A 21,011-nucleotide genomic window follows, 5' to 3' on the forward strand; every position below is an offset into this window, starting at 1 on the left:
AAGCATGCTCAGGAACAAACGAAGCGAAGCCCTAATGGCCCTTGCGCTGATTGCGCCCTTTATCGCAATTTACGGCCTCGTCTTCGTCTACCCGACGATCAAGCTGTTCATGATCAGCTTTACCGACGCACCGCTTATCGGCGACGGCACCTATGTCGGTTTCGACAATTATACTCGGCTGGCGAGCGACCGCCGCTTCGACACGGCATTGTGGAACACTGCCTATTTCGTTCTGCTGTCGGTCGTTCCCGGAACACTGGTTGCGTTTTCGATCGCGCTCGGAGTGAACCGCCTTGCCGGCAGGCTGCAATCTTTCGTTCTGGCGCTATTCTTTCTCCCCTATATCCTGCCAGTGTCGGTCGTTTATCTGATTTGGGACTGGACGCTGAATTTTCAGTTCGGCATCGCGATGTATGTTTTCGATATGTTGGGCATCGGCCGGGTACCGATCTTCAAGGCGACGGCCTGGTTCATACCAGCCGTTGCTTTCATCACCATTTGGTGGACCGCTGGCTTTTCCATCCTGTTGTTTCTCGCGGGGCTACGGGCCATCCCGGGCGAAATATACGAGGCCGCTTCACTCGACAATGCTGGCCGATGGGCCACGTTCGCCCGCATCACCTGGCCGCTGATGTGGCCGATAACGGCCCTGGTGTTGACTATCCAGTTGATCCTGCAGCTGAAAATCTTCGATCAGGTCTATCTGTTTTCCACGGGCGGAAGGCCGAACGACAATGTGGTCCTGGTTTATTATGTCTTCCAGCGAGCATTCCAATCTGATCAGGGTGGCCGCGCCGCCGCGGTGGCGGTGGTGCTGTTCCTGATCGTCATCGTCGTTTCAGTCCTGAATTTCCAGCTCACGCGGTTGTCGAGGGGAAATAACCGATGAATGCAGAGACTTTGAGGAGGCTGAATCTCGCCGGCTTCATCATCACGCTGCTGACCGTCATTGTTGCGCTGATCTGGGCATTTCCTCTTTACTGGGGCGTTATCACTTCGCTGAAACCCGAAGACGAAGTCGTGCGCCCCTATATCGAACTCTGGCCGGACACACTGACGTTCTCGCATTATTATTTCGCGCTAACGCAGACCGACATCGGCCGCTGGTATCTGAACTCGATCGTAACCGCCCTCTCCATCACCGTTCTGACCGTATTGTCGTCCCTGTTCTGCGGCTATGCACTCTCTCAGCTCAATTTCCCGTTTCGCAACGCGCTCTGGTGGCTGATCCTTGCAAGTTTCATGGTCCCCACACAGACTCTGATCGTCAACCATTTCGAACTGATTGCGCGGCTTGGCCTCGTCAACACTTGGGCCGGCATCGTACTGCCGCAGTTGATCCACCCGGTGATCATCATCGTCTACAAACAGTTTTTCGATGGCGTCCCGAAGGACTTCCGCGAAGCCGCAGTCATGGACAATGCCTCGGAATGGCGCATTCTCACGCGGATCTACATTCCAATGAACTGGGGCGTAACGGCCGCCCTTTCGATCGTAACCTTCATCTGGTCGTGGAACGCGTTCCTGTGGCCGTTTCTGGCGGTCACACGAACCGAAATGATGACTATCACCGTCGGCATCACGCAAGTCAACGATGCATTTGGTATCTATTATGCGCGCGAACTTACCGCAGCCGTGCTTGCCGGTTTGCCGGTTGCCGTCGCTTATCTGATTTTCCAGAGGCGGGTGACTGAGGCGATCACGCTCTCCGCCGGCATAAAGGGATAGATCCCGAAATTTGCCTATTGCCTAGTCATGACCGGCGAGTGATAGGCCCTGCCCTCTGCATCGAAAAGGTGCACTGCCGACGTATCAAAGCGGAGTGTCAGGATATCGCCGGTCTGCACAACCGAACGGCCATCATCCTGGGCGATGAGTTCCGTGCCGTTCTCCAGCGTGCAGTAGACCAGCGTGCGTTCACCGAGCCGCTCAACCACGCCGGCTGTCGCAGTAGCAACGCCGTCTTCGCCCTTAGGAAGGATGTGGACGGCTTCGGGGCGGATGCCGAGTTCATATGCACCCGGACCGGGATGTGCGACCTCGATGTCGAGTGTCGTTGCGCCTCCGAACCTCACCGTCGTCTTTCCGCCTCCGGCCACCTCCGCCTTCAGGAAATTCATTCCGGGGCTGCCGATGAAGCTCGCGACAAATCGGGAAGCAGGCCGGAGATACACCTCCATCGGGGTTCCGATCTGCTCAATCCGGCAGTTGTTCAGAATTACGATACGGTCGGCGAGCGTCATCGCTTCGGTCTGGTCGTGCGTGACATAAATCATCGTTGCCTTCATACGCTGATGAAGCTTGGCGAGTTCAACCCGCGTACGCACCCGCAGAGCGGCGTCGAGGTTGGATAACGGCTCATCGAACAGGAATGCCTTGGGCTCTTTGACGATCGCCCGGCCAATGGCCACCCGCTGACGCTGTCCTCCTGACAGTTGCGCTGGCCGGCGTTTGAGCAAGACTTCCATTTCCAACATGCGGGCGGCTTCCCCCACGCGGCGATCGATGTCGCCCTGGGGCATTCCGATATTTCTAAGCCCGAAGGCCATATTTTCCTCGACAGTCATATGCGGATAAAGCGCATAGTTCTGGAACACCATGGCGACGTCACGCTGTCCCGGCGCAAGATGTTCGCAGCGTTTGCCGTCGATGGTCAATGTGCCACCGTCGATCTTCTCGAGACCTGCAACCATACGAAGAAGAGTCGATTTTCCGGAGCCGGACGGGCCAAGAAACACCATCAATTCGCCAGGCGCAACGACCAGGGATATATCGTCAATAACATTGACGGTGCCAAAACTTTTCGACACGTTGCTAAGCGCGATCTCTGCCATATGATGCTCCCGACTTTTCAACCATCATTCCCGGTACGTATCAGATGTCAAGATGGATTTGGCTCGACAGTTGGCGTAGACGGTCTCAGGCTCTCCGCAGAGCAGTCGACGAGCTGTCACATTTTCGAGCGATGATGATCCATCTTGCGATTGCCTGAAATCAAGCAATGACACCGGTCAAGGTTTTCCAATCCGTCGCTGCGCGGATGCGGTCAATGTGGGTGGCGAGAGCTAAAAAGGGCGAAATACCGCTACCGCCTATAACCACTGCGTTTGAAAGCATTACTTTCCATCAAGCCACTCCTGCAGCTCTGCTTCTGCCCGTTCCAGGGCGCTGTAGTTCAGGAGTTTGCGTAGGAAGGCAACCATGACGGCCCGGGCGCGGAGATTGAAGCGGCCATCCTCGTGGTCGTCGCCTACGCTCTGGTAGACATCAAGCTTGTCATAGAGCTGCTGCAGGCGATTTTGCACGCTACGCAGCGAGAGGCCCCGGCGTTTGGAGATGGTCCGATCCGTGAGGCCGAGCGCGATATCGACGAGGATCTCATATTCGGAATCGGTGAACCCCTTCGTCTGGCCCAGGCTCTTCTGCTGCAGTCCCCGGACCTCGCGGTCGATGACACACTGGCTCTCGATGAAGATCGAGCGAAGTGCAAGCTTCAGCCGTTCATCGGAGGCGGATTTTAGTACATAGCCGTACGCGGCGCCATCGGGCACGATGCGTGAGACGCCACGCACATATGCCTCGTCGGAATAATTCGACCAGAACAGAATGCGGGTCTCCGGCCGCTCCTTCCAGATGGTGCGTGCCGCCTCAATGCCGTTGCGGCTTGTCATCTGGAGGTCCATGACGATATGCGCCGACTTGTGGTCACGGGCAAGCTTCTCGCCGACGGTTCCGTTCTCCGCCTCGATCACTGTGCCGCATTCCGGCAGGGCCGCGCTGACCGCCTCGTGTAGATAGGAACGGTGAAGCGGGTCGTCTTCGATGATCAGTACTTTCATAATGCCTGTTTCCTCAGTTCGGCTCGCCCGCCGGGTCTCGCGGCACGAGTGGCAGCACGACCCGCACCACCGTCCCGCGATTATTGTGCCCTGGCCCGGTCGTGAAGCGCGCCGAGATCAGCCGCGCACGGGTCTTCATATTATCAATGCCGCCGCCGATCCGTCCCCGCGCCTTAGCGAGCCCGGTCCCATCGTCGGAGATTTCGATCGACAGCCTCGCGTCCTCGGCCTCAAGCCGAACCAAGACAGTCAGCGGGGCGGCATGGCGAACCGCATTGTTGATCGCCTCCTGCGCGATCCGGAAAAGCGCGACGCTGACGGTCGGTTCCAGTTGCTCCAGCGCACCGCGGGTCTCGTCGACAAGGCCCCATTCGATGGCTGATCCGGTGTCGCGGGTTGATCGGTCGAGATGATGCTCGATCGCCTGGGCGAGGCCGAAGAGCTGCAGAACGGAGGGTTTTGCCTGCTCGATGATATGCCGCAAATCCTGCATGCAATGCTGGAGGGAGCGAGAAACAGGCTCCAGCGCCTCGGATATTTCCTCGCCATTGCGCGACGACAGCCGATCGATCCGGCGAGCAAGCCGCGTGAGGTCAGCGAGCGTCTGGTCATGCAGGTCCATGCCGATGCGTTGACGCTCCTGCTCCAAGGCTTCTGTAAGCTTCAGTGCGCCTTGCCGCAACCCTTCCTCACGGGCGCGGGCCTCTGCCTCGACAATAGCCGAGCGTTGCGCCTGCTCGGCCGCCTGCAGCGCGAAGAAATAAGGGGTCAACAGATCGGCAATGATGCGTGCGCGTTCGATATCATCCATCGTATAGACGCCCGGCCTTTGCGACGAACAGGAGAGCGCCGCGATAATCGTGCCCTGCACTTTCATCGCTACATGCAAGCGGCTCCTCAGAGACTGTTCGACGATCGGTCGCTTGAAGGCGCCTTCGAAATGGAATCTCGAGTCCGTCATGGCATCGTCCGAGAGCAGAAAATCCACCTCGCCCCAGAGCAGCGAGCGGATGGGGCTGTTGACGACCGGCGCCCCGGCGAGATCGCCCCAGGCGGTCTCAATGCCCGTCTCGTAGGCAGTGTGGTAGTTTCCGCCCTCAAGGAGTACGCAGACATCGAGATGGTCGTGTGGGATGATATGGGCGACCTCGGCTGCGACCGAACGGATAGCCGAGCGAAAATCGAGCTGGCCCGCGAGCAGCCGGGAAATACCGAGATAGTGGTCGAACATGGCTGCGGGTACCAGATGCAGCATCGTCAGTTCCTTTCCGGGCGGCGCAGGCTATTCAACCCGCCGCAATCGCTTCACTAGTAAGCGCCTGCGGAAGCGCCGCCGTCTTGCGTGAACCCGCAGCTTGTTGTGCAAATCCCGCAAACGACTTGCCGTCTTGCGCCTGTACAGGGTCACCGATCTCCCGCATCCTGCCCTTACTGAGAGGAGGAAGCTCAGTGCAAGAACAATTTCACCCGAACCCGAATTACCGGGCGAGGTGACCGATCCGCCTCTTGGCGCGATCATGAGGGAGAGAGACATGACAATTCGTAAGATGCTTTTGGCATCGGCCGCGATCGCTTTGGCCGCGATGCCCGTTTCCGCCTTTGCCGACACGTCGGCAAAGAAAATCGCCCTTTCCAACAACTATGCAGGCAATTCGTGGCGCCAGGCCATGCTGACCAGTTGGGAAAAAGTGACGGGCGAAGCCGTGAAGGCCGGTGTCGTTGCTGCAGCCGACCCTTTCACGACTGCCGAAAACCAGGCGACGGAACAGGCAGCCCAGATTCAGAACATGATTCTGCAGGGCTATGACGCGATCGTGTTGAACGCTGCATCGCCGACGGCGCTGAATGGCGCGGTCAAGGAAGCCTGCGACGCCGGTATTACCGTCGTTTCCTTCGACGGCATCGTAACGGAGCCTTGCGCCTGGCGTATCGCCGTCGACTTCAAGGAAATGGGGCGCAGTCAGGTCGAGTATCTTTCGAAGAAACTCCCGGAAGGCGGCAATCTGCTCGAGATCCGCGGCCTTGCCGGTGTCTTCGTCGATGATGAGATTTCGGCAGGCATCCATGACGGTGTCAAGCAGTTCCCGCAGTTCAAGGTTGCCGGTTCAGTTCATGGGGACTGGGCGCAGGACGTGGCGCAGAAAGCTGTTGCCGGCATCCTGCCGAGCCTGCCGGATATTGTCGGCGTAGTGACGCAGGGCGGTGATGGTTATGGCGCCGCCCAGGCCATCGCCGCGACCGACCGCAAGTTGCCGATCATCGTCATGGGGAACCGAGAAGACGAACTCAAGTGGTGGAAGGAACAGAAGGATGCGAAAAGTTACGAGACCATGTCGGTCTCGATCGCGCCAGGCGTCTCCACGCTCGCCTTCTGGGTCGCTCAGCAGATTCTGGACGGCAAGCAGGTCAAGAAGGACCTCGTGGTGCCCTTCCTGCGTATCGACCAGGACAATCTCGAAGCGAATCTCGCCAATACCCAGGCCGGCGGCGTTGCCAACGTGGAATACACGCAAGACGACGCTGTGAAGGTCATCGCGGCGTCAAAATAGTTCTCCCGGGGATTGCCGCGCGATCGCAAATGGCGCGCGGCAATTTTTCAAGCAGATGGTGCAGCAGCATGAACGACGTGGCCACGGCTATAATCGCGATCCGGGGCGCCAAGGTGAGTTTCGGCGCAGTCAGGGCTCTCGACGACGTTGACTTGCGCGTTATGCCGGGCGAGTGCGTCGGACTTGTAGGTCACAACGGTGCCGGCAAATCGACCATCGTCAGCGTGATCAATGGCGGCCTCACGCCTCACGAGGGAACCATCGCGAGCGACGGCGAGCAGTTGGAGCGCTACGGCATCAACGCTGCCCGCGCCCGCGGCGTGCGCTGCGTCTTCCAGGAACTGTCCCTCTGCCCCAACCTTTCTATCGTCGAGAACGCCCGCATTATGCACCGTGATCTTGGTGGCTTCAGGTGGCGGACGCGCGCTGCGGACGTCATCGGGAAGAGCCTCGACATCGTTTTTCCCGGTCATGACATCGATACCAGTCAAGTCGTGGGTGATCTTTCGATTGCCCAGCGTCAGATGGTCGAGATTGCCATGGCCTTTTCCGACGCCGGTATTCCGCCACGGCTGGTAATCCTCGACGAGCCGACATCGTCGCTCGATGCAAGCCTCGCCCGCCAGATGCTCGACCATGTCCGCCGCTTCATTGCAAGCGGTGGATCGGTCATTTTCATCTCGCATATCCTGCACGAGATTCTCGAAACCTGCGACCGTATCGTCGTCATGAAGGACGGCCGCGTGGTTGCTGAACGACCGGCGAATGGTTTCGTTCACCACGGCCTCGTGGAGGCCATGGGGAGCGTCGCGAAGGCGCAAACCGGGCAGCGCTCCGTGTCCGGGCAAACCGCTGCGCCGGTCATCCTGTCCCATCGGATGGCGGATATTCCCTTCGCAGCGCGTAAGGGTGAAATCATCGGCCTTGCAGGCCTTGCAGGCCACGGGCAAACCAAACTCCTTCTAGCCTTGCATGCCGCCCGCTCCAGCAATTGGCTGCCGGAGCGCAACCCGCTCGTCACCTTCGTCGCGGGTGACCGCCGCCTCAACGGCGTCTTCGAGTTGTGGAGCATCCTGCGCAATTTCTCCATCGCCTCACTCGCCGACATGTCTCGCCGTGGCCTTATTCTTGTGGGTGAAGAGGAGACGAAAGGTGCCGACTGGAAGCGGCGGATCGAAATCCGCTCGCCCGATATGAGCAACCACAACATCCTGTCGCTGTCCGGCGGCAACCAGCAGAAAGTGCTGTTCGCCCGCGCCCTAGCCACGCGCGCACCGGTCGTCCTGATGGATGATCCGATGCGCGGTGTCGATGTCGGGACCAAGCAGGAGGTCTACGAGATTATCCGCCAGGAGGCGGCGGGCGGGCGCACCTTCATCTGGTATTCGACGGAAATGGACGAGGTTTGCCTTTGCGACCGTGTCTACGTTTTCCGCGAAAACCGCATCACAGCGGAACTCGCCGGCGATGCCGTCAACGAGACGAACATCATCGCCGCCTCCTTCGAGGTAGCCGCCGCATGAAGTTCCGTTTGTCGTCCGACGCCGTGCGTCTTGCCATTCCTGCCCTGTCGCTGACGCTGCTGCTTGCCGCGATCTTCTGGCTGCAGCCGCGCGCCATGAGCTATGGCGGGCTGAACCTACTATTAAATCTCGCCGTGCCGATCGCGCTTGCTACGATCGCGCAGATGTTTGTAATGGCGGTGAATGATCTCGATCTCTCCATGGGAGCCTTCGTCAGCTTCGTCGCCTGCGTAACCGCGACCTTCCTCAAGGATGCGCCCGTGATCGGCATCCTGATCCTTGCCTGCGCGATCGCGGCCTATGCGGCGCTCGGCGTCGTGATCCACCTGCGCAAACTGCCGTCAATCGTCGTGACCCTCGGCATGAGCTTCGTCTGGGCCGGCCTTGCGGTGTTGCTGCTGCCAGCACCCGGCGGACAGGCGCCCGACTGGGTGCGCTGGCTGATGACTGTCAAACCGCCTTTTGCGCCAATGGCAATTGTCGCAAGCATTATCATCGCCATGTTTGCGCATCTGATCGTCATGCGATGCTCACTCGGTGTTCTCATCCGTGGCATCGGCGGCAACCAGCGCTCGGTCGAGCGCGCCGGGTGGTCGGTCGTTGCGGCGCGTGCGGCCGCCTACGGGCTTTCCGGCTTCTTCGCGGTCCTCGCCGGCATCGCCCTCGTCGGCCTGACCACCTCGGCCGATGCCAACATCGCGCTACGCTATACGCTACTGTCAATTGCCGGCGTCATCCTTGGCGGTGGTGAGTTCATCGGCGGCCGCATCTCTCCCATCGGGGCCGTCATTGGCGCGCTGACGCTGACGCTTGCCGGGTCCTTCCTGTCCTTCCTTCGCATTTCGCCAGACTGGCAGATCGGTGCGCAAGGCGCGATCCTGATCATCGTGCTGGCGCTCCGCCTCACGCTGAATCGCATCGAGAATCGGGAGAAACTTCAATGAAGATTCTTGCGCACCTCTCCGGCAAACCTTGGATATGGTCGTGGCTTGCAGCTTTCATCGTCTGGTTCCTGACAATTGTGGTGACCGGCGGTGCCAGCACGCTCGGCCTGTCGCAGGCTGCCCTCACCTTTGCGGCCTTCTCGATTATCGTCGGCATCGGTCAGATGTTCGTCATCACGCTCGGGCCTGGCAACATTGACCTCTCGGTCCCCGCCACCATGACGCTGGCTGGCACGGTGGCGCTAAAGCTGATGAACGTCGAAAACGAGATGATCCTGCCCGGACTTCTGGTTGCCGTCGTCATTGGTCTGGCTGTCGGGCTTGGCAACTATGCGCTCATCAAGGCGCTTCGCATCCCGCCGATCATCGCAACGCTGTCCATGAGCTTCATCGTGCAGTCGGCTGCGATCTGGACGAACCGCGGCCTGCGTATCAAGCCCCCGAGCGCGCTTGCCGAATTCACCACGTCGAACACGCTTGGTGTGCCGAACGTGGCGATCGTCGCGTTAGCGCTCTCCCTTCTCGCATGGTTCATCCTCGAAAGGACCATCTATGGCCGCTGGATCTCGGCAATCGGCCAAAGCATGCCGGCCGCGCGCATGGCAAGCATTCCGGTCGATGGCACGCGCCTCGTCACCTATCTCTTTTGCGCCGTCCTCGCATCGGTCGCCGGCTATCTGCTCGCCTGCTTCTCGGGAGGCGCGGCGCTCAATATGGGCTCGGAGTATCTTTTGATGTCGATCGCGGTCGTGGTAATCGGCGGCACTGCGGTTGCCGGCGGAGATTCCAACGTGCCGGGTATCTGGGGTGCATCGCTCTTCATGTTCCTGGTCGTCTCGATGCTCAACACCTATGGGCTGGGCGCAGGTATCCGTCTCATCATGACCGGCCTCATCATCATCAGCGTCATCATGCTTGCTGGCGGTCGCCGGACAGGCATGCGATAAACGGGAAGACTGCCATGGCCGAGGCCAACATCTACGAAATCCACGATCCGCGTTTCCGGCAGTTGATCGTGACGAGCGCCGCCCTCGATGAGCTCTATTCCGACTGCCGCTGGGCGGAGGGGCCTGTCTGGTTCAACGACGCGAACCAGTTGCTGTGGAGCGACATTCCAAACCAGCGCATACTGCGATGGACGCCGGAGAGCGGTGTCTCCGTGTATCGACAGCCATCCAACTTCGCCAATGGCCATACACGCGACCGTCAAGGACGGCTCATTTCCTGCGAGCACGGCATGCGCCGGGTCACGCGCACGGAGATCGACGGCGCGATCACGGTGCTCGCTGATCGTTTCGAGGGGAAGCGGCTGAATTCACCGAACGACGTGGTGGTGAAATCCGACGATACGATCTGGTTCACCGATCCCACCTACGGCATCCTGTCGGACTACGAAGGCTATCGCGCCAATCCGGAACAACCGACGCGCAACGTTTACCGCCTCGACCCAGCAACCGGCGTGCTTTCGGTTGTCGTCACGGATTTCATGCAGCCGAACGGCCTCGCCTTTTCGCCCGACGAGACGACCCTCTATGTGGCGGACTCGGCAGCAAGCCATGACGAAAGCCTGCCGCGCCACATCCGCGCTTTCGATGTGGTCGATGGCTCCAGGCTCGCGAACGGCCGCGTCTTCTGCCTCCTCCAAAACGGCGTTCCGGACGGTATCCGCACCGATGTGAACGGGAACCTCTGGTCGAGCGCGGCCGATGGCGTGCATTGCTTCGACCCAACGGGCAAACTGATCGGCAAGATCCGGGTCCCGCAGACCGTCGCGAACCTGACTTTCGGTGGCGCCAAGCGCAATCGGCTGTTCATCGCCGCAACCCGGTCGATTTACTCAGTTTACGTCGCTGTAGCCGGATCTCAGACGCCATAGCGGATGTTCGCCTAGAGACCTCGAAAAATGGCGCGTCTCTACGGACGGGCACCGAAAGGCGAGCGTTGCCGGCCTCCGTTACGCACGGCCACTGGAGACAACCTCCTTCACGGCAGGCTTGCGCATCAACGGGATGGCGACACCTATGTTTCTGGACGGACCGATGAACGGCGATGCCTTCTCGCCTGTGTGCGCCAGGTACTCGTTCCCGAGCTGTCAGAAAGACGCATCAACGAAATGGCAGCCATTTGTGTCGCTTCGCAACCTTCCCGCCCCGGCGTGGGAAATTCCAGAATGCCAATCGGCTGAAGCAGCCGACGCAGGAGAGAAGCAATCTGGAAGATGGAATAGCATCTGGGGTGCCTCTGCCACATGGCAAATCGCGGCGACGGTTCGGCTCTTGATCGGCAGTGGTGGTTTCCCGCCCAAGCACGTTCGCGAAAATGGGCACACATGATACGGTTGTTTTACCATCTCGAGCCCGCACTGTAGACAATTCGATGCATTGCGGTGAAGTTGGATAAATCTGGTCTGGTACCCCGGTGAAACAAAGGGAACAATCATGAAAAAATTTGTAGCTGCGGTAGGGATAGTAATTGCTCTATCGTCCTGCACAGCGACTGAGCGAGGAACCGCAATCGGTGCAGGCTCAGGCGCGATTATTGGCGGCGTCGTAAGCAATAGCTGGGGTGGAGCGGCTATTGGCGCTGTGGCAGGAGGAATTGTCGGCAACCTTATCGGGCGTTCCCACGACCGCCAAGGCTATTGCATATATCGTGATCGCCACGGTCGACGCTTCGAAGCGCGCTGCCGATAAGAAATAGTCATTCACTTTTGAGTTTGGCGAAAAGCGTGCGTGGGTCGTTGACTTTAGGGCGATGCGTTGAAATTGGGTCAGGCTCTGGATCACGCGGCACCCGACAACCCCGCTAAGACATCCTCGAACTCTCGGATGCGGCCATTTACCCAGGTGCCCAGCAAATCGAATTCGCCCCACAGCGCAGCGGCTTAGGTTAGAATTGAATCCGGCGCCACTATGCAGGGTGCCGAATCTAACGAGCCGTTTGACGCCAACGGACGCGTCGTCAAGCTTCACATCCACCTCAGGCGGCGCGGGGTCGAAAGTCGGATCGTGCTGCAGGAGGCCGCAGCACTGCCGGCCAACAAGAATCCGATGCTGATCGGAATGATCGCAAGAGCCCATCTTTATCTCGAAGCCCTCACCGATGGCACCAATGCAAGCCATGCCGACATCGCTGCCCGCTTCGGTGCCCATGGCCCGGACATCAGCCGCATCCTTCCCATGGCCTTCCTCTCGCCGAAGATCACCGAGGCGATTCTTACCGGTCAGCAATCGGTCGATCTCAGCATCGCGAAGCTCACCCGTATGCTCGATCTGCCGGTGGCGTGGAGAGAGCAGCAGGCTGTGCTGATGGGTCAGACACCCACTCGATCTCAAATAACGCGATCGGCTCGTCAGCTGCAAAGTTGACGGGCTGATGCTGTTCGGCCGTGGTTGCGAGCTGGGTCTTCTCGCCAAGCGGATGCGGATGACGTGGCCACAGGACAAGCGAACCCGTCTCGCGAAAACGCCAGCTCAATCCCCAAAACTTTTAGCTGCGAGAATGACGGCGCTGAGACAAGGCTAGGAAAATGGAGAGATTTGCGTCTGCAATGCAGCGATTTCGCCGAAAAATCTGAAGAGAATATCGCCTAAGCCACGGAAATCACGCTACGATTTGGAGACCGTAGCCATGAGACTGGTTTGGAAAAACTATATGGTGCCCGGAGGCGGATTTGAACCACCGACACGCGGATTTTCAATCCGCTGCTCTACCAACTGAGCTATCCGGGCATCCCTGCCTTTGGGGCAGATGTTCTCCTCAAGAGAACCGTGGGGCGGTTGGTTGCGCCCCGGAAGCGAGCGGGGTTATAACATCTTGCCGCGCGGTGTCCAGCACCAAATGCGGTTTTTTCGACAGGAAAATGCCGGCTATCGCAAATATTTGAAAAGCCACGGATATCCGTGAAAAGAACGGCCCGCTATTCGTCCTCCTCAGCCTTCGATTGATCGTCCGAAACCGGAATGGCATAGGAACCGGTCAGCCATCGGTTGAGATCGACATTGCGGCAGCGATCGGAGCAGAAGGGGTAGTGATCGCGGTGCGAGGGCCGTCGGCATTCCGGGCAGGGCACGGTCTTGCGCAGCGGCGCCACGTTGGATGCGCCCTTGTTTTCCTCAGCGCTCATCGCCTCAGCCTTTCGCCCAGTTCCGATGCACGTCGTAGCCTTCGCCGGCAAGCAGGCTCACGGTCTCGTAGAGCGGCAATCCCACGACATTGGTGTAGGAGCCCACCAGCTTGACCACGAAGCTGCCGGCGATGCCCTGAATACCGTAGGCGCCCGCCTTGCCGCGCCACTGGCCGGACGCCAGGTAGCTGTCGATATCGTGGCTCGAAAGCCGCTTGAAGCGGACCTTGGTATCAACGACCTTCTGGCGCACCGTGCGGCCGGGCGTGATCAGGCAGACGCCGGTATGGACGCGGTGGCTGCGGCCGGACAGGAGATGCAGGGCGCTCGAAGCGTCGCTGATCAGTTCCGGCTTGCCGAGGATACGGCGGCCGACGGAAACGACGGTATCGGCCGCCAGGATATAGCTGCCCTCCCAACCGGGCTCGCCCTTGATGGCGGCGAGTGCTGCCTGGGCCTTCTCGGCCGAGAGCCGCCAGGCGAGCGAGCGCGGATGTTCGCTGCGCTTCGGCGTCTCGTCCAGATCCATCGGCATCAGGCGCGACGGCTCGATACCCGCCTGGGCGAGCAGTTCGACGCGCCGCGGCGAGCCGGAGGCGAGAATGAGCTTGTCTGTCAATGCCATCGCAACGGGGCCATACAACTTGAGTTCAGGGCAGGATGCGGAGAGGCCATGCGGGTCTCAAGGCCGGATCATGCTCCGCCGTGCCGGCTTCAGGTGGCCGGCGCAAGGGCGCTTACTTGAAGCGGTAGGTGATGCGACCTTTCGTCAGGTCGTACGGGGTCATTTCAACGAGCACCTTGTCGCCGGCCAGAACGCGAATGCGGTTCTTGCGCATGCGGCCCGCCGTATGAGCGATGATCTCATGTTCGTTTTCAAGCTTGACGCGAAAGGTCGCGTTGGGAAGCAATTCGGTAACGACGCCCGGGAATTCGAGGACTTCTTCTTTCGCCATGTAGGATATGTCTTTCTGTGCTTAGATGCGGACGCACTCGGCGTCTTGGAAAAATTCGGCGGAAATTACACAATCGCCGCGGTTTTGTGAACAGCAGCGACCATGTCTTTTGCGTTTTGTCTGTGCGCTATGCCATCTTGTCCGGCATTTGTCCAAGCAAACGATGCGCAATGAGGCCGGACAGGTGATTTCGCACCTCGCGATAGGCCGAAACGATCTGTTCGCGGGTGCCGGTGGCGCCCGTCGGGTCCGGCGTCGGCCAGTAGACGACATCGACGGCCATCGACCGCGTCAGTTCCAGCGCCGCGTGGTGCGCCTCCGGCGCCAGCGTCACGATAAGGTCGAAGTAATCGTCCTCCAGTTCGTCCAGCGTATGCGGCTGGTGGCGCCCGGCCGTCAGCCCGATCTCGTCGAGCACCACATCGACGAAGGGATCGCGCTCGCCAGGGCGCACGCCTGCGGAGGCGACATAGGTGCCGGGCGGCAGCATGGTCCTTGCCAGGACCTCTGCCATCGGTGAGCGGATCGCGTTCATCCCGCACATGAACAGCACCGAAGCGGGCGTTTTCCCGTTCGGCCGGGCTTGGCTTGGGAGGACGGCAGCCGTCACGCTCACCCTCGCCAGTAGAGCACGCAGACCAGCGTGAACAGGCGCCGGGCCGTATCGAAATCCAGCCTGATCTTGCCCGAAAGCCGGTCCATCAGGGTTTGCGAGCCCTCATTGTGGATGCCGCGACGGCCCATGTCGATCGCCTCGATCTGGCTTGGCGTCGAGGAACGGATCGCCTCGTAATAGCTTTCGCAGATCATGAAATAATCCTTCACGATCCGGCGGAATGGCGTCAGCGACAGGATATGGGTGGCGACCGCCGCGCCGGCCTCGGTGGTGATGGCGAAGACCAGCTTGCTGTCGACCAGCGACAGGTTGAGCCGATAGGGGCCGCCGGCATGATCGACCGGCTCGAAGACGTTTTCCTCGATCAGGTCGAAGATCGCCACCGCCCGCTCATGCTCCACGTCCGGCGTCGAGCGGCCGATCGTTTCATCGAGCACGACATCGCAAAGGCGGTGAGCGCTGATCATCCCTCGCCCCCGAGATTGAGGCGGATGGCGACCGAGCGCGCATGCGCCTCCAGGCCCTCCGAACGCGCAAGCGCGATCGCCGCCGGCCCGAGATCGCGCAACTGGTCGGCCCCGAGCCGCAGGATGGAGGTGCGTTTCATGTAATCGAGCACGCCTAGGCCGGAGGAAAACCGGGCGGAACGCGCCGTCGGCAACACATGGTTGGAGCCGCCGACATAATCGCCGATCACTTCCGGCGTGTGACGCCCGACGAAGATGGCCCCCGCATTGCGGATTTTCGGGATCATCGCCTCGGCATCGGCATGGGCCAGTTCCAGGTGCTCGGCGGCGATGCGGTTGGCAAGCGGCGCGGCATGTTCGAGATCCGGCACGAGGATGACCGCGCCGAAATCCCGCCAGCTGGCGGTTGCCGTCTCGGCGCGCGGCAGCGTGCGCAGTTGGCGCTCGACGGCCGTTTCCACCGCCGCGGCAAAGGATGCGTCATCGGTGATGAGGATAGACTGGGCGCCGACATCGTGTTCGGCCTGAGCCAGAAGGTCGGCGGCGATCCAGTCCGGATCATTGTCCCGGTCGGCGATCACGAGCACTTCGGAGGGGCCGGCGATCATGTCGATACCCACCGTGCCGAAGACCTGGCGCTTGGCGGCGGCGACATAGGCATTGCCCGGCCCCATGATCTTGGCGACCGGCGTAATGCTTTCCGTGCCATAGGCAAGGGCCGCGATCGCCTGCGCCCCGCCAATGCGGTAGATTTCACTGACGCCGGCCATGCGGGCGGCGGCCAACACCGCCGGATTGATCACACCCGCATTTGCCGGCACCACCATGACGATGCGCTCGACGCCTGCGACCTTGGCCGGCAGCGCATTCATCAGCACCGAGCTCGGATAGCTGGCCGTTCCGCCCGGCACATAAAGACCGACGGCATCGATCGCCGTCCAGCGCGAGCCAAGGCCGACACCCATCGTGTCCTCGTAGATATCGTCCTTCGGCCTCTGGCGGGCGTGATGGGCCTCGATGCGCACGGCTGCCACCTTGAGCGCGCCGAGCACCTCGGAGGGAACCATGGCGATCGCCGCGTCGATTTCCTCCGCCGTCACCGCCATGCCGGTGACTGCAAAATCGAGCCCATCGAACTTGCTGGTATATTCGGCAAGAGCCTCATCGCCGCGCAGCCGCACATCCTCGATGATCGTCTTCACCACCGCATTCACATCTTCGGAGACTTCCCGCTTGGTCGTCAGAAAGGCCGCAAACTCACGTTCGAAGCCGGGCGAGAGATAATCGAGACGAAGGGCCAATGGAGGACGTCCTTATGCGTGGTCATGGAAATGCGAAAACGAAGGGGGAATGGATCAGTTGCCGGCCGGATGGCGGGGCTTGAGGCCGGTTTCCCACGCGCCGCCGGTATCCGCAAGCTGAACCTCGATACATTCCACATCGAGCATGATCGAGGCGCCGCCGGAAAGAACAAGCTCGATCGTGCCATCCGGCCCCTCGCCTTCCTGCTCGAACTGAACGGCCAGAAGCGACAGCACTTTGTCGTCGTCCTTACGGTCGAAGCCGATGGAGCGCACGGCGGTGACGCGCTTGAAGGCTAGCAGGCTGCGGCGGCGTTCGAAGGATTTGGCCCGCCGCTCCGCCGTTTCCCAGACGAAGCGGTTGACGGCGAGCGACAACTGCCCGGCCTTGGCGGCATAGGCGAGATCGGAAACCTTGAAGACCGCATCCTGCACATGGGCGGAGACGATCTCTAGATCCTCATTGTCCAGCGCCATCAGCTTCAATGCGTCCATGCCATCCATCCTCGCCTGCGCGACCTTAAGGAGCCGCCGTCATCCTGACAAAGGACATAGGACGCCGGCACCCAATCCGCAACAGCGGAACGACGTCCGATAATCCGGATCAGTCGCTGACACGCTCGACATTGGCGCCACAGCGATTGAGCTTTTCCTCCAGCCGCTCGAAGCCGCGGTCGAGGTGATAGACGCGCGACACCATGGTCTCGCCTTCGGCCACCAGGCCGGCGATCACCAGCGACACCGAAGCCCGCAGGTCGGTCGCCATGACCGGCGCGCCCTTCAGCCGCTCGACGCCCTCGATCTTGGCCGTCTGTCCTGAAAGGGTGATCTTTGCGCCGAGCCGGGCCAGTTCCTGCACATGCATGAAACGGTTCTCGAAGATGGTTTCGGTGATATGGGAAACGCCGCTCGACCTGGTCATCAGGCCCATGAACTGCGCCTGCAGGTCGGTCGGGAAGCCCGGGAAGGGGTCCGTCACCACATCCACCGGGCGAATGCCGCCGCCATTGCGCACCACGCGCAGGCCGGTCTCCGTCTCGGTGATCTCGGCACCGGCGCGGCGGATCGCCTCGAGCGCCGTATCGAGCAGCGTGGCATTCGTGCCTTCCAGCACCACATCGCCACCGGTCATGGCGACGGCCATGGCATAGGTGCCGGTTTCGATGCGATCGGGAAGGACACGGTGGCGGGCGCCCGACAGCGAGGTCACGCCCTCGATGGTGATGGTCGCGGTGCCGGCGCCGGTGATCTTCGCCCCCATGGCATTCAGGCAATTGGCGAGATCGACCACTTCCGGCTCGCGCGCCGCATTGCCGATCACCGTCGTGCCATTGGCAAGCGTCGCAGCCATCATCATCACATGGGTGGCGCCGACAGAAACCTTGGGGAAGACATAGCGCGCGCCGACAAGGCCGCCCTTCGGCGCGGTGGCGTTGATATAGCCGCTGTCGATCTCGATCTCAGCGCCGAGCGCCCGCAAGCCCTCGATGAACAGATCGACCGGCCGGGTGCCGATGGCGCAGCCGCCCGGCAGCGAAACCCGCGCCTTGCCCTCGCGCGCGAGAAGCGGGCCGATCACCCAGAAGCTGGCGCGCATCTTGGAGACCAGCTCATAGGGTGCTGTGGTATCGACGATGTTGCGGGAGGTGAAGTGAATGGTGCGCGAATAACCCTCGCCCTGGCGCTCGCGGCGACCATTGACGGAAATATCGGCACCATGATTGCCCAGGATGCGGATCAACTGCTCGACATCGGCCAGATGCGGCACGTTTTCGAGCGTCAGCGTGTCATCCGTCAGAAGCGACGCGATCATCAATGGCAAGGCGGCATTCTTGGCGCCGGAGATCGGGATGATGCCGCGAAGCTCGTTGCCGCCGGTAATTCTGATGCGATCCATACTCTACCTACGGGCCGCGCCCGCCTTTCCTTGGCATATCGTCTTTTAAGAGATTGCGCCTCCTTAAAGGAAGCGCCGTGAAATGAGAAGCCTGTTGACGGCGGGCGCCACAAGCCTTTGGGGACAGTCGATCACAGCAATTTGCCATTCCTGCACGCGCGGCAGAAAGAGCGCCGCGCCGCAGACCGGCAAGCCGCCACCGGCGCTCCGCAAATGGAGCCTTCCGGCAGCACCGGCGATTATTCCGCAGATTGGTCCGTTTTTGCGGCAGGCAGGCCGGATGTCTCGTCGGCGCCGCCGGCGCGCCTCGCCCGCCCCTGCTGCTTGCGCCTGAGGAGATTGTCGCGCAGCGTCTTTGCCGCCCGCGCCTTGCGCGCCTCGGCCTGGCGCTGTGCCTCCCGCCCGGCCATCCCGCTTGCCTGCGGCACGGAACCGCCGCCGTCTGGTTCGTCATCATTTTGCATGCGCCCCAGATAGCGCAAAACCAGCCTCTCTGGAAGAGAGCCGTCTTTTCTCAAGCCAGATGGGATGAAAACTGAGTTTTGCGGCTTGCGCTCGCCAACAAGCTATGGCAATAGGCCCTCGCTCGCGCCGGACAAACACCGTGCCGCACGATGCTGCTATAGCTCAGGGGTAGAGCACTCCCTTGGTAAGGGAGAGGCCGAGAGTTCAAATCTCTCTAGCAGCACCATCATTTTCCCCTTCCGGTAACATCATGCACGGCGCCGGGTGACATGCCTCCTTGACCGGAGGCAGGCGCGACGGTCGGCGATCAGGCGCTTGGCAGGTCGATGCGGGCTTCGAAACCGTCCGTGCGACCCTTAGCGGGTGAAAGCAGCAGCAGGCGGCCGTTCATCTGCCTGAGCAGATGCTCGACGATCGACAGGCCAAGGCCGGAGCCTGCGGCCTCGGTATTGCCGCGGCTGAAGCGCTTGCGGATCGCGGCGAGCTGACCGACGCTCATTGCCGCGGCTCCATTGACGATGCGCAGCGACCCGCCATCCTCCAGGAATATCTCGACCGGCGCGTCCGGACTGCCGTGAACGAGCGCATTCTCGATCAGATTGCGCAGCACGATCGCGAAAGCATCCTCGCTGACCGGACTTACCAGTCGGGCATCGGGCGCGCGATGAAGCACCAGCCGCCCCGGATTTGCCATGCCGCGCTGAAAATCCGTCAACATGAGATCGAGGACGTGGCCGAGATCGGATGGCTTGTCGGCGATACCGATGCCGGCCTCGGCGCGCGAGAGTTGCAGCAGCTTTTCGGCGAGATGGCTGAGCCGCATCAGCGAGGCTTCGATCTGGCCGGCGCGATGGCGGTTCGCACTGTCCTTCAGCTCCGAAATCAGCATCTGCGTTTGCGCGAGCGCGCCGGCGATCGGCGTGCGCAGCTCGTGGGCGCTGTTGGAGGTGAATTCCCGTTCGGCATCGAGCGCGGTGCGCAGCCGCGCCATCAACCGGTTGACCGAGACCGCGATCGGCTGCAATTCGCGCGGCAATATCGCCGCATCGATCGGCTCCATGTTGCCGCCGTCCTTTGTCTCGATCTCGCCACGCAAATCATCCACCGGCCGCACCGCCCAGCGCACCACCAGCCAGATTGCCGCGCCACTGACCGGGATGAGGAGGATAAGCGGCAGGAACAGGGCGACCGCGCCTTCCCGCAGGGCTTCGTCGCGATTCTCGAAGGCATCGGCCATCTGGACGAAGATCGTGCCATCCTCGTTTGTAGCGGTATAGAACCGAAAGTCCCCATTCCTCCAGAAACCCGGCTTCAGCGGCGTTTCGAAAGCCTTTTCCGGCGCGTCATGCGAACGGATCAGCAGCTGGCCGGACAGGTCGCGCACCTGATAGACCAGATATTCCCTGTCGCCGCTCGAACTTCTTGTCTGCAATTGCCATGGGGAGATGCCGGGCGCGCCGCGATGATCGAGCTCATCGACGACCAACGGCACCAGCCGTTCGGCGGTCTCCTGCAGCGTGCCGTCGAAAATCTCGGCGAATTCCTCTTCCATCACCACGAGGCCGAGACCGACCGCCAGCAGCCAGAGAGAGGTCATTGCCAGCGTCAGCGCCAGGATCAGCCGGCGGCTCATCGATGCGCCTGCCATCGGCCAGGCCGCTCTCATTGCTCTCGTCCAAGCCGGTAACCGATACCGCGCAGCGTGGCGATCCGGTCGCGGCCGAGCTTCTTGCGCAGGCGGCTGACATAGACCTCGACCGTATTGCTTTCGATCTCGGAGCCGAAGGCATAGAGAGCCTCCTCTATCTGTGCCTTCGAGACGATGGCCCCGGGGCGCGACGAAAGCACGTCCAACACCGCCCATTCCCGTCCGGAAAGCGAGACCGCCTCTCCGCCGGCACTGACACGGCGGTCGGCGGCATCGATCTTGAGATCGCCGATCTGGATCAACGAGATCGGCCTGCCGCCGTAGCGCCGGCTGACCGCCAGCATGCGGGCCGTCAGTTCGCCCAGATTGAACGGCTTGACCAGATAGTCGTCTGCACCGCTGTTGAGACCCTCGATCCGATCGGAAATCTGGTCATGCGCGGTCAGGATGATCACCGGCGTGGTGACGCCCCTGGCGCGCATATCCTTCAACAAGGCGATGCCGCTGCCATCCGGCAGGCGCAGGTCGAGCAGCACGAGACCGTAGCTGGTCGTCGCAAGCGCACTTGCAGCGGTCTCGATGGTCTTCATCCAATCGACGGCGTGCTCGCCACTGGCGACGTAATCGCGCACCGCCTCGCCCAGGGTCATATCATCCTCGACCAGAAGTACCCTCAAACC

23 protein-coding genes, 2 tRNA genes and 1 pseudogene are annotated in these 21,011 nt (G+C 61.0%); 11 read left to right on the forward strand and 15 right to left on the reverse strand.

The window, feature by feature from the left end; translation table 11 throughout:
• Positions 1–4 precede the first annotated feature (4 nt).
• A complete protein-coding gene (locus ASD31_RS05250) occupies positions 5–889 on the forward strand; it encodes a carbohydrate ABC transporter permease (RefSeq protein WP_056330422.1) in 885 nt (294 codons plus the stop codon).
• Positions 886–1,728 carry a carbohydrate ABC transporter permease gene (locus tag ASD31_RS05255; RefSeq protein WP_056330425.1) on the forward strand — a complete coding sequence of 281 codons (843 nt, stop codon included), beginning with the start codon at positions 886–888 and terminating at the stop codon, positions 1,726–1,728. Before ASD31_RS05250 ends, ASD31_RS05255 begins: the two co-directional genes overlap by 4 nt.
• A 14-nt stretch (positions 1,729–1,742) precedes the next feature.
• Here the strand turns inward: ASD31_RS05255 and ASD31_RS05260 are convergent, their stop codons facing one another.
• The 3 genes from ASD31_RS05260 to ASD31_RS05270 all read right to left on the reverse strand — a co-directional run bounded on the left by ASD31_RS05260 (position 1,743) and on the right by ASD31_RS05270 (position 5,094).
• Entirely contained in the window at positions 1,743–2,834 is a 1,092-nt protein-coding gene (locus ASD31_RS05260) for an ABC transporter ATP-binding protein (protein ID WP_056330428.1), read from the reverse strand.
• Between the two features lie 282 nt (positions 2,835–3,116).
• Complete coding sequence (locus ASD31_RS05265) at positions 3,117–3,839, reverse strand: response regulator transcription factor (RefSeq protein WP_056330430.1); 723 nt, start codon at positions 3,837–3,839, stop codon at positions 3,117–3,119.
• Positions 3,840–3,852: 13 nt separating this feature from the next.
• Complete coding sequence (locus ASD31_RS05270) at positions 3,853–5,094, reverse strand: sensor histidine kinase (protein WP_056330432.1); 1,242 nt, start codon at positions 5,092–5,094, stop codon at positions 3,853–3,855.
• Between the two features lie 277 nt (positions 5,095–5,371).
• Between ASD31_RS05270 and ASD31_RS05275 the strand changes: the two genes are divergently transcribed.
• The 8 genes and pseudogenes from ASD31_RS05275 (at position 5,372) to ASD31_RS05300 (ending at position 12,223) form a co-directional block, all read left to right on the forward strand.
• Entirely contained in the window at positions 5,372–6,388 is a 1,017-nt protein-coding gene (locus ASD31_RS05275; RefSeq protein ID WP_056330434.1) for an ABC transporter substrate-binding protein, read from the forward strand.
• 68 nt (positions 6,389–6,456) lie between these two features.
• Positions 6,457–7,911 (forward strand): sugar ABC transporter ATP-binding protein, encoded by a 1,455-nt coding sequence (locus ASD31_RS05280; RefSeq protein ID WP_056330437.1) that lies wholly within the window; start codon positions 6,457–6,459, stop codon positions 7,909–7,911.
• Positions 7,908–8,855, forward strand: coding sequence for an ABC transporter permease (locus ASD31_RS05285; RefSeq protein ID WP_056330441.1), 948 nt, complete (start codon positions 7,908–7,910; stop codon positions 8,853–8,855). The genes ASD31_RS05280 and ASD31_RS05285 overlap by 4 nt, the downstream gene beginning before the upstream one ends.
• The gene (locus ASD31_RS05290; protein ID WP_056330443.1) at positions 8,852–9,802 is read left to right on the forward strand and encodes an ABC transporter permease; all 951 of its coding nucleotides are present in this window, start codon (positions 8,852–8,854) and stop codon (positions 9,800–9,802) included. The genes ASD31_RS05285 and ASD31_RS05290 overlap by 4 nt, the downstream gene beginning before the upstream one ends.
• 14 nt (positions 9,803–9,816) lie before the next feature.
• Positions 9,817–10,731 (forward strand): SMP-30/gluconolactonase/LRE family protein, encoded by a 915-nt coding sequence (locus tag ASD31_RS05295; protein WP_056330446.1) that lies wholly within the window; start codon positions 9,817–9,819, stop codon positions 10,729–10,731.
• Positions 10,732–10,755: 24 nt separating this feature from the next.
• Positions 10,756–10,953, forward strand: a pseudogene (locus tag ASD31_RS26615) (IS630 family transposase); the annotation flags it as partial.
• A gap of 340 nt (positions 10,954–11,293) precedes the next feature.
• Positions 11,294–11,548, forward strand: a complete 255-nt coding sequence (locus ASD31_RS25175) for a YMGG-like glycine zipper-containing protein (protein ID WP_082520416.1) — start codon at positions 11,294–11,296, stop codon at positions 11,546–11,548.
• A 219-nt stretch (positions 11,549–11,767) separates the two neighbouring features.
• Positions 11,768–12,223 (forward strand): hypothetical protein, encoded by a 456-nt coding sequence (locus tag ASD31_RS05300; protein ID WP_056330448.1) that lies wholly within the window; start codon positions 11,768–11,770, stop codon positions 12,221–12,223.
• 287 nt (positions 12,224–12,510) lie between these two features.
• Here ASD31_RS05300 and ASD31_RS05305 read toward each other — a convergent pair.
• The 10 genes from ASD31_RS05305 to ASD31_RS05350 form a co-directional block, all read right to left on the reverse strand.
• A tRNA-Phe gene (locus tag ASD31_RS05305) sits at positions 12,511–12,586 on the reverse strand.
• A gap of 188 nt (positions 12,587–12,774) precedes the next feature.
• Positions 12,775–12,981 carry a DNA gyrase inhibitor YacG gene (yacG, locus tag ASD31_RS05310; RefSeq protein ID WP_056330451.1) on the reverse strand — a complete coding sequence of 69 codons (207 nt, stop codon included), beginning with the start codon at positions 12,979–12,981 and terminating at the stop codon, positions 12,775–12,777.
• Between the two features lie 4 nt (positions 12,982–12,985).
• On the reverse strand, positions 12,986–13,606 hold the full coding sequence (locus ASD31_RS05315; protein ID WP_056330453.1) for a Maf-like protein: 621 nt from the start codon (positions 13,604–13,606) through the stop codon (positions 12,986–12,988).
• Positions 13,607–13,718: 112 nt separating this feature from the next.
• On the reverse strand, positions 13,719–13,937 hold the full coding sequence (gene infA / locus ASD31_RS05320; protein ID WP_004435948.1) for a translation initiation factor IF-1: 219 nt from the start codon (positions 13,935–13,937) through the stop codon (positions 13,719–13,721).
• A 127-nt stretch (positions 13,938–14,064) separates the two neighbouring features.
• Positions 14,065–14,481 (reverse strand): low molecular weight phosphatase family protein, encoded by a 417-nt coding sequence (locus tag ASD31_RS05325; RefSeq protein ID WP_056330456.1) that lies wholly within the window; start codon positions 14,479–14,481, stop codon positions 14,065–14,067.
• A 68-nt stretch (positions 14,482–14,549) separates the two neighbouring features.
• A complete protein-coding gene (locus ASD31_RS05330) occupies positions 14,550–15,020 on the reverse strand; it encodes a UPF0262 family protein (protein ID WP_056330458.1) in 471 nt (156 codons plus the stop codon).
• Complete coding sequence (gene hisD, locus ASD31_RS05335) at positions 15,017–16,321, reverse strand: histidinol dehydrogenase (RefSeq protein ID WP_056330461.1); 1,305 nt, start codon at positions 16,319–16,321, stop codon at positions 15,017–15,019. The genes ASD31_RS05330 and hisD overlap by 4 nt, the downstream gene beginning before the upstream one ends.
• Before the next feature lie 54 nt (positions 16,322–16,375).
• Positions 16,376–16,816 (reverse strand): DUF2948 family protein, encoded by a 441-nt coding sequence (locus tag ASD31_RS05340; RefSeq protein WP_056330690.1) that lies wholly within the window; start codon positions 16,814–16,816, stop codon positions 16,376–16,378.
• A 109-nt stretch (positions 16,817–16,925) separates the two neighbouring features.
• Entirely contained in the window at positions 16,926–18,218 is a 1,293-nt protein-coding gene (gene murA, locus ASD31_RS05345; protein WP_056330463.1) for a UDP-N-acetylglucosamine 1-carboxyvinyltransferase, read from the reverse strand.
• 239 nt (positions 18,219–18,457) lie between these two features.
• A complete protein-coding gene (locus tag ASD31_RS05350) occupies positions 18,458–18,682 on the reverse strand; it encodes a hypothetical protein (RefSeq protein WP_082520423.1) in 225 nt (74 codons plus the stop codon).
• A gap of 152 nt (positions 18,683–18,834) precedes the next feature.
• On the opposite strand from ASD31_RS05350, the gene ASD31_RS05355 reads away from it, so the two are divergent.
• A tRNA-Thr gene (locus ASD31_RS05355) sits at positions 18,835–18,909 on the forward strand.
• 81 nt (positions 18,910–18,990) lie between these two features.
• On the opposite strand, the gene ASD31_RS05360 is transcribed toward ASD31_RS05355, so the two are convergent.
• A complete protein-coding gene (locus ASD31_RS05360; protein ID WP_244483762.1) occupies positions 18,991–20,349 on the reverse strand; it encodes a sensor histidine kinase in 1,359 nt (452 codons plus the stop codon).
• Positions 20,346–21,008: a response regulator gene (locus ASD31_RS05365; protein ID WP_056330471.1), complete on the reverse strand. Its 663-nt coding sequence runs from the start codon at positions 21,006–21,008 to the stop codon at positions 20,346–20,348. Before ASD31_RS05365 ends, ASD31_RS05360 begins: the two co-directional genes overlap by 4 nt.
• Between the last annotated feature and the right edge of the window lie 3 nt (positions 21,009–21,011).

Origin of the sequence: Rhizobium sp. Root482 (assembly GCF_001426565.1) — a bacterium.
GTDB lineage: Bacteria > Pseudomonadota > Alphaproteobacteria > Rhizobiales > Rhizobiaceae > Pararhizobium.